Origin of the sequence: Acinetobacter sp. YH12076, from assembly GCF_013419525.1 — a bacterium.
GTDB lineage: Bacteria > Pseudomonadota > Gammaproteobacteria > Pseudomonadales > Moraxellaceae > Acinetobacter > Acinetobacter amyesii.
The window spans coordinates 82,981-95,819 of record NZ_VOZY01000004.1; the positions used below are offsets into that span (position 1 = coordinate 82,981).

Here is a 12,839-nt window from a genome sequence, read left to right on the forward strand (position 1 = left end):
CTCAATAGATTTTGTCATAGCCTTGTGGGCGGGTTTTAAAGCGGCGATGGAACCACATGTATTGTGTCGGTGCGATTCGTAGCTGATTTTCAATAATTTTATTGGTTCGAACAGCATCCGAAACTTCATCTTCACTCGGAAAATTATCCAAAGCAGGTTCAATCAGCACATGATATTGAGGGTTGCTGATGTCGCCATCGCGATAAAAATACAACGGGATCGCCTCGGCTTTAGCAATTTTTAATAAGCGACGATGTGCAGTAACAGTGGCTGCGAGAGTACCAAAAAACGGTGCCATAACCCCTTGTTTTAAACCAAAGTCTTGATCGGGACTGTACCAAATGGCATGGCCATTTTTCAGATTGCGAATCAAGCCACGCATATCGTCATGGTCGATTTGGTTGGCATAGATGGTGGCACGGCAACGCACAATCAACATATCCAACAGCGGATTATTTTGCGGACGATAAACCACATCCGGCTCAAAGAACTGTGCGCATAAATAGCCACCAGCATCGAGCAGGGTAGAATGTGTGCCGAGGAGTAAAATACCTTTGCCTTCAGCTTGTGCATTTTGAATATGTTCTAAGCCTTCAATTTGCACCCGATTTTTGAACCACTGCGGACTGTACCATGCATTTAAAGTTTCAAAAATGCCAATCATTTGGTCGATAAAAACCTGTCTTGCATTAACTTCAATCTGTTCTGCCGTCCATTCAGGAAAGCAAACTTCCAAGTTGCGAATCGTGGTTTTACGACGTGATTTGAGATTATTAAATGCGACAGAACCGAGGAATTGCCCAAGTCGATACTGAATTGCCCACGGAAGAATCGCCAAAATCATAAGAAATACAATCCCTATCCAAATTCCCCAATACTGAGGAAGTAAGAAAGACCATTGGAATTTTCCGGGTTGATATGTTGGCTTTTGACTCATAGGGCTAAATCAAAGATTAAAAAATAGGGTTCAGTTTAGCATGAAGCTGAATTGAAAGAGAAAGTTCAAACTCATGCTGCGCTAGACTTAACCTTTGACTAAACCGCCATCGACAATCAAATTCTGCCCGGTGACTGCACGTGAGTAAGGGGACAAGAACATCATGATGGCCGCCGCAAATTCTTCAGGTGTGGTCACTGTGCGTAAAGGTGTCGATGCTGCGATTAAATCAAACACGGCATCGGGCGTCGCTTTACTGGCATCGGTGCTTTGTAATAAGCCACCTGAAAGCATATTCACATTAATCCCAAACTCACCCAGCTCATGCGCCGCTGTGCGAGTGAAGGCCAAAAGTGCTGCCTTTGCTGCAGTGTAGTCGTGGTAAGGCACGACAGGGTTTTGTACCAGGTTGGTACCAATATTGACAATGCGACCAAAACCCTGTGCTTTCATCTTTGGAAGTGCAGCTTGCGTGGTGTTGAGTGCAGCGACGACTGCGCCATCAAACTGTTGCTGTAAGTGTTGTGCAGTCAGTTCTTCCATTTTAGGACGGGCATCGCCATTAAATTGAAAATGGATGAGGGCATTATTTACGACAGAGGTGATCGCGGTACCAAAATGTGCTTCTGCTGCGGCAAAGAGCTGTTCTACTTGAGCTTTATTTGTGACATCTGCTTGATAGGCAAACACTTGCTGAGGAAATGCGGTCGCCAACTGTTCTGCCGCAGTTTGACTGGATAGATAGTTCACGACCACGCGTGCGCCTTCAGCTATTAAAGTTTGGCTAATTGCCAAACCGAGGCCACGTGCGCCTCCTGTAACCAAGACAATTTGATCTGAAATTTGCATGCTCGTGACTCAATCTAATGTTGAGTGTCACCATAGCAAGCTTTTCGCATTAGCGGAATCCTCTTTACAGACGCTGTATACTCCAATTTGAAACTGAGTTATCCGATCTAATAATTCAGCCGAGTCATATGACAAAAAAAAGCCGTATCGAAATACGGCTTTTTCTGTGTGGAATATTTGTGGACTTAGCCTTTAGCGAGCGTTTCTAACTCATCTAAACGTTCCATTTTTTCTAGCATTTCGTCATCAATTTCAGCAAGACGCTGTGATGCTTTGGTGGCAGCATTGGCGTCAGTCATAAACCAAGTACCGTCGGCTAATTTTTCAGACAATTCAGCTTGCTCTTGTTCTAATGCTTCAATTTCAGTTGGTAGTTGTTCTAGGGCACGTTGGTCTTTATAGCTGAGCTTGACTTTTTTAGGCACGGCAGCGGCAGCCGCTGCTTCGGCTTTAGCCATGGCTTTTTTCACATCGCTTTTTTGATCCACGACAGTTTGGTCAGGACGCTGTTCCAAATAGTCTTGGTAACCGCCGATGTATTCATCGATTTGACCTTTACCATCAAAGACCCAAGTCGACGTCACCACGTTGTCCATAAATGCACGGTCATGCGAAATCAGTAACAGTGTGCCTTTGTAAGCGCTGAGCATTTCTTCCAACAGTTCAAGAGTCACCATATCCAAGTCGTTGGTCGGTTCGTCCATCACGATAAGGTTCGATGGTTTCAATAGCAGTTTCGCCAACAGAATACGGTTACGCTCACCCCCAGACAGTGCTTTAACTGGTGTACGTGCGCGTTCTGGAGAGAATAAAAAGTCTTGTAAATAACTGTAGATGTGACGACGGCTACCGTTTACATCGACATGGTCTGAGCCTTCAGAAACGTTATCTTTCACTGATTTTTCAAGATCAAGTGCATTTCGAAGCTGATCAAAGTAAGCAACTTCAAGCTGTGTACCTGTTTTCACAGTACCAGTATGTTCTTGCTCACCCAAAATAGCTTTGATAAGAGTGGTTTTACCCACACCGTTGTCACCGACTAAGCCGATACGGTCACCACGTAATACCAGTGCCGAGAAGTCTTTGATGATTGGTGCGCTGTTACCAAATTGCACAGCTAAGTTTTCAATTTCAAAGACCACTTTACCTGAGCGCTGCGCATCTTGCGTTGCCATGCTCACTTTACCTTGTTGTGAACGACGTGCTTTAGACTCTTCACGCAACGCTTTTAAGGCACGAACACGACCTTCGTTACGAGTACGACGCGCTTTAATGCCCTGACGAATCCACACTTCTTCTTCAGCGAGTTTTTTATCGAATAGCGCATTTTGCTTTTCTTCCGCTTCCATTTGCTGAGCTTTGAGTTCGAGGTAACGTGAATAGTTGCCTTCATAGCTACGCAAAATGCCGCGGTCAAGTTCCACAATACGGGTTGCGATGCTGTCGACAAATGAACGGTCATGCGAAATAAACAACAGGGTTAAGTTGTTTTGATCAAGCAGGAATTTTTCGAGCCATTCAATACTTTCAACGTCCAAATGGTTGGTTGGTTCGTCGAGTAGTAAGACATCGGGCTGCGTCAAGAGAGCACGTGCCAATAAAACACGACGCTTACGACCACCAGACAAATCTGCAAGGTCAGCTTCTGGGTCTAGGCCCATTTTACTGAGGATAGCATTCACTTTGGTTTCAAGTGACCAGCCATCCATTTGATCCATCTGATGTTGTAAGTTACCCATGCGCTCACAGGCGTCCATATCGCCGAGTACGCAGGCTTCACTGGCTTCATGATAAGCACGCAGTACAGTAGCAGCTTCACCTGCACCATCGGCAACAATATCAGCAACTTTGCCCGAATCCATGGGTACATCTTGCGCAAGCATTGAAATCGTAATGCCATTTTGCAATGAAACTTCACCGCCATCTGGCAATAAAGTTCCCTCAATCAGTTTAAGTAAAGTAGACTTACCTTCACCATTACGACCGATTAGACATACTCGCTCGCCACGTTCTAAACTGAAGTTCGCGCCGTCGAGTAGGGAAGGTCCGCCAAACGCAAGCTGGACGTCCCTTAAAGTAATATAGGCCATAATGTTTCCTGAAATCTTATATGAGGAGTGTAAATTGACTACACAACAAAATCTTGATGAACAGGCGTCATTTTCCGCACCCATTGAAGATTTGCAAGTCCGAATTGCATTTTTAGATGATTTAGTTGACCAACTGAATGATCAAGTTGCGCGTCAAAACGCCGAAATCGCTGATTTAAAGAAACAAATGCAGATGTTGTATCGTCGTATTGAATCGGCAGATTTATCTGAAGGTATTGCGGCATTTGACCCGATGACCAACCGCCCACCGCATTATTAATGTCGATTTTGAATGACAGGCAGATGACGAATCAGCGCCAAAGCTGTGGATTGGTGTAAATTTATTTGACCTTTTGCAGCGTGACAGGTCTAATGCACCGCATCTGCTGATCGAAACCCATTATTTCATCTCATGAGTCAAAAAGTTGTCCTGCTAGATTTGGAAAATAACCCGCCCACAGCAAATCTATTGCGCAATATCATTGAACATTACAGTACTTTGTATGTGTTTAGCTGCAGCGGAAAATTTGAATATGCACTTGAAGATTTAACTGAAATTGCAGGGTGGATCGCGAGTGGTCAATTGGTGGTTTTGGATATTCCGGAAACGCCGCAAAAAGAATTTGAATATGCGGTGATTGTGGGGCAACTGATGGCCTTGATGGATCCAGATGCGCATATTGAAGTCATTTCAGCGATGCCTGATATTGAATTACTGATGGAACAATTGAACGGCACTGGACTCAGCGCACATCTTATTCAAATTCAATCAGAACAAGAAGTTTCACATAAAGTGGAGTATAAAATTCCTGACCTAGAAACCATTCGGAATAAACCTGATTTATTACTGATTAAACACTATTGTGATGGTCTGGAAAAACTCAGTGGCAAGCCAAACAGTTTGGATAAACTGAAAAACTCGCTGATGAATATTTTGCAAGTCTCTAGCGAAAAAGCTCAGCATTTGGTCGGTATGTTGATCAATCTAAAAATCGTCAAACACTTTGATGAGCAAATTTCGATTCGAAAAAAAGTACTCAAACAATGGGTACAGCTAGATTTAAATGCGACTGCTGAAATAGCATTGCCGATAAAAACAGACCTGAATGCATTTAGTGCTTCACTCGAAGATCAAACCTCAAATACTGATAATATGGCATCGATGATTCAGGCTGCACAACAAGGCTTATTTAAAAATTTCAATAAGATTGATCCTGTGCAAATGGAAGTGATCCGAAAATTGCATGAATTAAAGTCAGATAAACCAAAAGATATCTACGCCTTACGTGATTTATTGGAGCAAATGTTCCCACAATCTGATGTTCGACTATTACTTAAAGAGTTGATCGAAAAAGGATATATCTATTGGAATGGTCACGAAGTGCTGTATAGCCACGAGATGTTCCTGAATTAATTTTATCGAGTGAACTTGCGTTTTATATTGCGCTTATGCAACTCTAATAAAGGAATATAAAGGTTGTGCTATGGAAAATACTGGAATCTGGGTTACTGTTTTTATTGTGGTCTTTGTACTTGGGTCGATTTTTGGACTTCGAGTAAATCCTAGAGAAAAAGCCTTGGGCATTATGCGCGAGAAGGCGCGTAAGATGGGGCTGCACCCACGTTTAGTGGCTGCACCTGCTTGGACCAAGATTCCAATGGCTTCTGAAAAACGTGCCAGTATGGTGGCGTATTACAGTGTGCTGATTCCAGATGCGCGTTTGCCTTTAATGCGTGCTTTAGTGGTCGATGACAAACTTGAACTGGTGCATGGTGATGACAAGTTCAAGGATTTAGCCATTACATTAAAGGGCATTTATGCTATTGATATGCAGGCAAACTGTGTAGGACTCTATTGGAACGAAGAATCTGACTTAAGAGCCACACAGCTTGATGATATGAAAGCATTTTTACATTCATTGGCTGAACTTTAAATTTTAAAAAACCTATTAAACAGGAATGATGGTTAACTATGGCGAACGCTCCTCGGTCCACATCTAAAAGTACCACAGCAAAATCTGCCGATGCTGGGAAAAAGCGTGCGTTAGTGATTGTGGAATCGCCTGCAAAAGCGAAAACAATCAATAAATATTTGGGCTCTGATTACATCGTGAAATCATCGGTGGGTCATGTCCGTGATTTACCTACAGGCGGCTCGAGTAAAACAGCAGAGAAAAAGCCAGTAACTCGTGCAAAATTAACTGAAGCTGAAAAAGCCAAAAAAGCACAAAAAGCTTTGGTTAATCGTATGGGTGTAGACCCTGAAAATGACTGGAAGGCACAGTACGAAGTCCTACCGGGTAAAGAACATGTTGTTGCGGAACTGAAAAAGCTTGCATCGCAAGTTGACGAGGTCTATCTCGCAACGGATATGGATAGGGAAGGAGAAGCAATTGCTTGGCATTTAAAAGAAGTGATTGGCGGTGACGACTCACGTTATCAACGTGTGGTGTTCAACGAAATTACCAAAAATGCCATCCAAGAAGCGTTTAAACATCCTTCTCGCCTCGATACAGATAAAGTCAATGCTCAGCAAGCCCGTCGTTTCCTCGACCGTATTGTGGGCTTTATGATCTCGCCACTCTTATGGGAAAAAATCGCCCGTGGTCTATCGGCAGGTCGTGTGCAATCAGTGGCTGTTAAACTTGTGGTTGAGCGTGAACGTGAAATTCGTGCCTTCATTCCAGAAGAATTTTGGCAAGTTTTTGCAGATACCAAGTCGAAGAAAGACGATATCCGCTTAGAAGCGGTGAAGCAAAATGGCAAGACTTTAAAACTGCACAATAAAGCTGAAACGGATGCTTTACTGAACTTGATTAAAGATGCCGACTACACAGTTTCAGCACGTGAAGACAAACCAACCAAGGTTAATCCAAGCGCGCCTTACATCACGTCTACATTGCAACAAGCAGCAAGTACACGTTTAGGTTTTTCTGTGAAGAAAACCATGATGTTGGCACAGCGGTTATATGAAGCCGGCTTTATTACTTATATGCGTACAGACTCAACATTCTTGAGTGATGACGCAGTCAATATGGTACGTGGTCATATTGAGTCTGAATTTGGTCAAAAATATCTGCCGGCGAAGCCAAATCGCTACGGCAATAAAGCTGGTGCGCAAGAAGCCCATGAAGCGATTCGTCCATCAAATGTAGCGCTAAAAGGCGATAGTTTGGTGGGTGTAGAGCGTGATGCGCAGCGTCTTTATGACCTGATCTGGCGTCAGTTCGTTGCATGTCAAATGACCCCAGCAGAATATTTATCATCAACGATTTTAGTCAATGCCAATGGTGTTGAACTCAAAGCCAAAGGCCGTACATTGGTCTTTGATGGTTTCACTAAAGTGCGTGGCCAAAACAAATCGGATGATGATGTACTGCTACCTGCCGTAAAAGTTGGGGAAGTACTGAAGCTAGAAAAATTAGATCCATCTCAACACTTTACTAAACCACCTGCGCGCTTCACTGAAGCATCTTTGGTCAAAGAGCTTGAGAAAAAAGGGATTGGTCGTCCATCGACGTATGCGGCAATTATCTCAACCATTCAAGACCGTGGTTATGTGAAGCTCGATAACCGTCGTTTGTTCGCCGAGAAAATGGGTGAAATCGTGACAGACCGTCTCGATGAAAACTTTAATAACTTGATGAACTATGCATTCACGGCAGATCTTGAAGGTCAGTTGGATAAAGTCGCGGATGGTGATCGTAATTGGAAAGAGTTACTCAATAGCTTCTACGGTGATTTTAAAACACGCTTAACCACAGCTCAGGGTGAAAATGGCATGCGCCGTAATTTACCTGTAGAAGTGGATGCTGTGCACTGTAAAGAATGTGATCGTCCGATGCAGATTCGTACAGGGACTACAGGCGTGTTCTTGGGTTGTTCAGGTTATAACTTACCGCCAAAAGAGCGTTGTAAGGGGACTTTGAACCTGACACCTGTAGAATCATTGGCTGCACTGTCTGACGATGACTCGGCAGAAACAGCAGATTTAATGTCGAAAAAACGCTGTCCAATCTGTGAAACAGCCATGGATAGCTATGTGATTGATGGTGGGCGTAAGTTGCATATCTGTGGTAATAACCCAGACTGCGCTGGTTTTGAGCTTGAAGAAGGTGAGTTCAAAATCAAAGGTTATGATGGTCCAACCATTCCGTGCGACAAATGTGATGGCGAAATGCAATTGAAGACAGGCCGTTTCGGTCCTTACTTTGCATGTAATAGCTGTGACAATACACGTAAAGTGTTGAAGAGCGGTCAACCTGCACCTCCACGTGTAGATCCAATTAAAATGGAGCACTTACGTTCAACAAAACATGATGACTTCTTTGTCCTTCGTGATGGCGCAGCAGGTTTATTCTTAGCTGCAAGTAAGTTCCCGAAAGTACGTGAAACTCGTGCACCGAAAGTGGCTGAACTACGTTCTGTCGCAGATCAGTTGGATGCAAAATATCAGTTCATCTTGCAAGCGCCGGATGTCGATCCTGAAGGAAACCCAACATTGGTGAAATTCAGCCGTAAGAACCAAGCGCAATATATTGGTTCTGAAAATGCTGAAGGAAAACAAACCAAATGGTCTTTGGTGTACCAAGACGGTAAGTGGGTTGAGGCTTAAGCTTTAAAATCAATAAAATGCTGACTTCGGTCGGCATTTTTTATGTCAGAATTAATCAAAATTTAAATGATAAAAATGATTGGGGGAATAGTGGAAATTCAAACGAAAAAGTTTGCTGTACTCATAGATGCGGATAACTCATCGACCAATGCTATTCCATCTGTGTTGGAAGAGGTTGCAAAATATGGAATCGCAAGTGTTAAACGAGTTTATGGAGATTGGAGCAGCGAAACCTTAAAAAATTGGCGTGAAGTCTTACTTCCTCATGCAATCACACCTGTTCAGCAGTTTGCTTACACAAAGGGCAAAGATGCAACGGATATGATTTTGATCATTGATGCGATGGATTTGCTGTACGCAGGTGCATTGGATGGCTTTTGTATTGTTTCAAGCGACAGTGATTTTACCCCTTTAGCATCTAGAATTCGTGAAAATGGGCTAAGTGTTTACGGTTTTGGAAAAAAGTCGACGCCAGAGGCATTTAAAAAAGCATGTGATAAATTTATTTATGTTGAAAACTTACTGCAAGATAATGAGCTAAAAAATACTGAAGAAGATCTTATTAATTCACCAATTAAAGAAGTCATTGAAAATACAAAAGTAAGTGAACCAAAGCCATCTGTGCAGATTAAAGAGAATACAATCACTGAAATCATTGATAAACCCACTTTAAATTTGATTTATAAAGCTGTGAAAGATAATGCGGATGACAGTGGTTGGGCATATTTAGGTCTAGTTGGAGGGTATATCAATGCGGTAAAGTCGGATTTTGATACTAGAAATTATGGACATGAAAAACTATCAGGTCTGGTGAAGGCTTTAGGTGTATTTGAAACGAAATTAGTTGGGAGCCAAATGTTTCTAAGAAAAAGAAGCTTTAGTACCTTCATACGATTAGTGCAAAAAGCGATTAATCAAAATTCTAATGAAAGTGAATGGGTTGAATTAAGCATAATCATTCAAAATTTAGAAAACTCAGATTTAAATATTAGAAATTACGAAGAAGCAATAGAGTCAATAAATAGTGAATGGTTGGATTTAAAAATAGAAAAATCCAAAAAATTTTTAAAAATTAAAAGACTAATAGCTTGATTAAATAGATTGGATATACCATCAATGTGGAAAAAAATTCGGGTACTGTGCTTATTGCTGATTTTATTGGTTGTTGCAGTCAATGCCTATAAAGACAAAAATCAAGACTGGAGTAAACCGATCTTTGTATTGTTACATCCAATTAATGCAGATGGTCGAGAGAGCACACAAGCTTATATACAGCAGCTCTCTGTCAATGATTTAAACGATGTTCAACAATATTTACAAGCGACAGCACAGAAATACCGAGGGCAACCGACTTATGTGTATTTTAAGTTAGGTCGCGAGCTGAAAGTTTTACCTCCCAAAGTACCCAATGACGCCGGCATGTTGGACGTTATCTTATGGAGTTTGAAATTCCGCTACTATGCTTGGCAGCAGCATGAAAATGTAGATGGTGTTTCGAGTGTGACGCTATTTTTAAATTATTACGATCCGACTCAAACCAAAGAACTTAAACATTCCACAGCCTTGGAAAATGGTCGAATTGGATCGGTGAATTTATTTGCATCGAATAAACAGACAGCGCAGAATAAAATCGTTTTAGCCCATGAGTTATTACACGCTTTTGGTGCAACGGATAAGTATGATTTGGCCACAGGTCAGCCAATCTTCCCTGTCGGTTATGCAAAACCCCAGCGGCAGCCTTTGTTTCCACAAAGCAAAGCTGAATTAATGGCGGGGCATATTCCTACCTCACAGACGCAAAGTAAAATGCCTGAAGATTTAGCTGATACTGTGGTGAATGACGTCACAGCGATTGAAGTAGGATGGAAAAAATAATGTGGATAAAACGTATCTTATCCACAGTTTCAATTGGTAGTGTGGATAAGATTTGGACTTTTCTTTCATTTTTCTTCATCATGAAGTTGCATAATCCATTGAATAACGAATAACTTGAGAAAAAACATGAGAACAGTAGGCAACGATTTAATTCGCAGTCAGCTCCATGAAAACCGTAAGTGGTATCTCGGTTTAGGTGCTTTATTGGTGGTCTTCGGATTGGTCCTTTTGGCAGCTTTGCCATTTGCGACACTTACGGTGATTTATATTTTTGGTGTGCTGATGATGTTAGGTGGTGTAATCCACTTCATCGCGGCATTTAAAATTTTTGAAGGCGGTTACCGCTGGTTCTGGGCACTATTTGGTGTGCTGTATTTGGTCGCAGGCTATTATGCATTTACAACGCCTGTCAAAACGGCCATTGTCCTGACCAATTTATTGGCGATTATTTTGATCATTGCAGGGGTCATTCGTATCTTTAATGCTGTGCTATTTAGAGCATTTCAAGGTTGGGGATGGACACTATTTTCAGGTCTATTGACCTTGATTACTGGTGTGATCATTTTGATGTCGCCTGATGCGCCATTTTGGGTATTAGGATTATTCTTGGCGGTTGATATTTTATTCCAAGGGGTCAACTACCTTACTTTGGCTTCTTATATTCGACGTGAAGTACCGAAAAGCTCGGCAGAGCAGTAAGCTGCTTGCGGATCTGATAAATAAAAAAAGAGTGCTGAGGTACTCTTTTTTTATTCACTTTTAATGTGTACAACCCGTTAAGGTTTCACGCTATAGCGGCTACTAATGGCGATACGATTCCATGTGTTAATGACAATTGCGAGCCATTCAATCGCACTGATTTGATCATCCGTTAAAAATGGTAGGGCATCTTCATAAACTGCATCAGGAACTTGGCCTTCGGCAATTAATGTAATTGCTTCGATCAAGCTTAAAGCAGCACGTTCTTTTTCGTCATAGTACGCAGTTTCACGCCATGCATTGAGTAGGCTAATACGTTCTGCTTTCACCTGTTTTCAGTGCATCGTGTGCATGCATACGAATACAGAACGCACATTCGTTGATTTGGGATGCACGTAATTTGAGTAAATGAGCTAATCCTTCACTTAGGCCAGCTTCATTTATTTTTTGCATTGCCAGTGCATCAAGTTCTGCAACTTTTTTATATAGCTCAGGTGCAGACTGACCTAGGTTGATTCGTGACATTTCGAACCTTTCTGATGTTTTTAGATATACCTGCTATTTTAAAACCGTTATGGTTGAGGATAAATTTTATTTTGAGCATTTAGATGACCACTTTTGTTCTTGCGCCCGATTCATTTAAAGAAAGTATGAGTGCTCAACAAGCCTGTGACGCGATGCGGCGTGCAATTTTAAAGCTCATACCTGACGCAAATGTCATCGCTGTGCCAATGGCAGATGGCGGTGAGGGAACTGTAGATGCGTTACTCAGTGCTTGCGACGGTCAAAAAGTGACGATAGCGCTTACAGGTCCTTTGCCCAATCAACGTGTGACGACGTATTTCGGTTTGATCGACGGTGGAAAAACTGCGGTGATTGAAATGGCAAAAGCCAATGGTATTCATCTTGTCGATATGGCTCAGCGAAATCCTTTACTGACGTCAACTTATGGTACGGGCGAAATGATTCAGGCTGCTCTAGACTTCGGAGTAAGTAAAATTATCATTGGCTTGGGCGGGAGTGTGACCAATGATGGCGGTGCAGGTATGGCACAGGCATTGGGGGCGCAATTTTTAGATGAAAATGGCTTGGAAATAGCAGTTTGTGGTGGTTGTCTCGATCAAATTAACAGTCTTGATTTGACGCAGCTCGACTCACGTTTAGCGCATACAGAAATTATCATTGCCAGCGACGTCATGAATCCATTATGTGGTGAAAATGGTGCATCCCATATTTTTGGCCCGCAAAAAGGCGCAACGCAGGAGATGGTGCGTCAGTTAGATCAGAACCTCAATCATTATGCCAATGTCGTTGAAGCGACACTGGGTTGTACTTTACGTGATGTCGCAGGTGCAGGTGCTGCAGGTGGATTAGGTTTTGGGTTGATGGCTTTTGCAGGTGCATCGATGCAATCAGGTGTGGAATTGGTCATTGAACAAACTCAGTTGAAGGAAAAAATAGCACAGGCAGATTATGTGCTGACAGGTGAAGGGAAAATTGATCATCAAACTAAGTTCGGTAAAACGCCATTTGGTGTGGCGCAAGTTGCAAAAAAGTTTAATAAACCTGTGATCGCCTTTACTGGTCTAGTGGGTGAGGGGATAGCAGAACTCTATGATTTAGGTTTCACACAGATTGTTGGGATTAATCCACCAGATTGTAAGTTGGAAGATGCATTAAAAAATGCGGAACTAAATTTGGAACATTGCTGTAGAAATGTGATGAGATGTTTGAAATAAAAATCAAGGTAAAATTTATACATGCATCTAGTGAG

General features: G+C 42.2%; 11 protein-coding genes and 1 pseudogene. 8 read left to right on the forward strand and 4 right to left on the reverse strand.

Annotation, left to right across the window (positions count from 1 at the left end):
• Position 1 precedes the first annotated feature (1 nt).
• From FTU22_RS04885 to FTU22_RS04895, 3 genes are all read right to left on the reverse strand, one after another.
• The gene (locus FTU22_RS04885) at positions 2-937 is read right to left on the reverse strand and encodes a lauroyl acyltransferase (protein WP_180093275.1); all 936 of its coding nucleotides are present in this window, start codon (positions 935-937) and stop codon (positions 2-4) included.
• Between the two features lie 87 nt (positions 938-1,024).
• Positions 1,025-1,786, reverse strand: coding sequence for a 3-oxoacyl-ACP reductase (locus tag FTU22_RS04890; RefSeq protein WP_180093277.1), 762 nt, complete (start codon positions 1,784-1,786; stop codon positions 1,025-1,027).
• Between the two features lie 185 nt (positions 1,787-1,971).
• Positions 1,972-3,876 (reverse strand): ATP-binding cassette domain-containing protein, encoded by a 1,905-nt coding sequence (locus FTU22_RS04895; protein ID WP_180093279.1) that lies wholly within the window; start codon positions 3,874-3,876, stop codon positions 1,972-1,974.
• Between the two features lie 34 nt (positions 3,877-3,910).
• Here FTU22_RS04895 and FTU22_RS04900 point away from each other — a divergent pair, with 34 nt between their 5' ends.
• The 7 genes from FTU22_RS04900 (at position 3,911) to FTU22_RS04930 (ending at position 11,065) form a co-directional block, all read left to right on the forward strand.
• Positions 3,911-4,156, forward strand: a complete 246-nt coding sequence (locus FTU22_RS04900; RefSeq protein WP_078189840.1) for a SlyX family protein — start codon at positions 3,911-3,913, stop codon at positions 4,154-4,156.
• A 132-nt stretch (positions 4,157-4,288) separates the two neighbouring features.
• The gene (locus FTU22_RS04905) at positions 4,289-5,290 is read left to right on the forward strand and encodes a hypothetical protein (RefSeq protein ID WP_180093281.1); all 1,002 of its coding nucleotides are present in this window, start codon (positions 4,289-4,291) and stop codon (positions 5,288-5,290) included.
• Between the two features lie 70 nt (positions 5,291-5,360).
• A complete protein-coding gene (locus FTU22_RS04910) occupies positions 5,361-5,810 on the forward strand; it encodes a hypothetical protein (protein WP_078189705.1) in 450 nt (149 codons plus the stop codon).
• Positions 5,811-5,848: 38 nt separating this feature from the next.
• Positions 5,849-8,491, forward strand: a complete 2,643-nt coding sequence (topA, locus tag FTU22_RS04915) for a type I DNA topoisomerase (RefSeq protein WP_180093283.1) — start codon at positions 5,849-5,851, stop codon at positions 8,489-8,491.
• Between the two features lie 90 nt (positions 8,492-8,581).
• Positions 8,582-9,583 carry an NYN domain-containing protein gene (locus FTU22_RS04920; RefSeq protein WP_180093285.1) on the forward strand — a complete coding sequence of 334 codons (1,002 nt, stop codon included), beginning with the start codon at positions 8,582-8,584 and terminating at the stop codon, positions 9,581-9,583.
• A gap of 24 nt (positions 9,584-9,607) precedes the next feature.
• Complete coding sequence (locus FTU22_RS04925; protein ID WP_180093287.1) at positions 9,608-10,366, forward strand: hypothetical protein; 759 nt, start codon at positions 9,608-9,610, stop codon at positions 10,364-10,366.
• A 126-nt stretch (positions 10,367-10,492) separates the two neighbouring features.
• On the forward strand, positions 10,493-11,065 hold the full coding sequence (locus tag FTU22_RS04930) for an HdeD family acid-resistance protein (RefSeq protein ID WP_078189701.1): 573 nt from the start codon (positions 10,493-10,495) through the stop codon (positions 11,063-11,065).
• 77 nt (positions 11,066-11,142) lie between these two features.
• Here FTU22_RS04930 and FTU22_RS04935 read toward each other — a convergent pair.
• Positions 11,143-11,590: pseudogene (locus FTU22_RS04935) on the reverse strand (carboxymuconolactone decarboxylase family protein).
• An 83-nt stretch (positions 11,591-11,673) separates the two neighbouring features.
• Here FTU22_RS04935 and FTU22_RS04940 point away from each other — a divergent pair.
• Positions 11,674-12,804, forward strand: a complete 1,131-nt coding sequence (locus tag FTU22_RS04940) for a glycerate kinase (RefSeq protein ID WP_180093289.1) — start codon at positions 11,674-11,676, stop codon at positions 12,802-12,804.
• Positions 12,805-12,839: the final 35 nt, after the last annotated feature.

Bases quoted from the DNA above. Each gene is read 5' to 3' on its own strand.
- FTU22_RS04925 (WP_180093287.1), top strand. From the start codon at position 9,608: ATGTGGAAAAAAATTCGGGTACTGTGCTTATTGCTGATTTTATTGGTT.
- FTU22_RS04885 (WP_180093275.1), bottom strand. From the start codon at position 937: ATGAGTCAAAAGCCAACATATCAACCCGGAAAATTCCAATGGTCTTTC.
- FTU22_RS04930 (WP_078189701.1), top strand. From the start codon at position 10,493: ATGAGAACAGTAGGCAACGATTTAATTCGCAGTCAGCTCCATGAAAAC.
- FTU22_RS04890 (WP_180093277.1), bottom strand. From the start codon at position 1,786: ATGCAAATTTCAGATCAAATTGTCTTGGTTACAGGAGGCGCACGTGGC.
- FTU22_RS04910 (WP_078189705.1), top strand. From the start codon at position 5,361: ATGGAAAATACTGGAATCTGGGTTACTGTTTTTATTGTGGTCTTTGTA.
- FTU22_RS04895 (WP_180093279.1), bottom strand. From the start codon at position 3,876: ATGGCCTATATTACTTTAAGGGACGTCCAGCTTGCGTTTGGCGGACCT.
- FTU22_RS04940 (WP_180093289.1), top strand. From the start codon at position 11,674: ATGACCACTTTTGTTCTTGCGCCCGATTCATTTAAAGAAAGTATGAGT.
- topA (WP_180093283.1), top strand. From the start codon at position 5,849: ATGGCGAACGCTCCTCGGTCCACATCTAAAAGTACCACAGCAAAATCT.
- FTU22_RS04905 (WP_180093281.1), top strand. From the start codon at position 4,289: ATGAGTCAAAAAGTTGTCCTGCTAGATTTGGAAAATAACCCGCCCACA.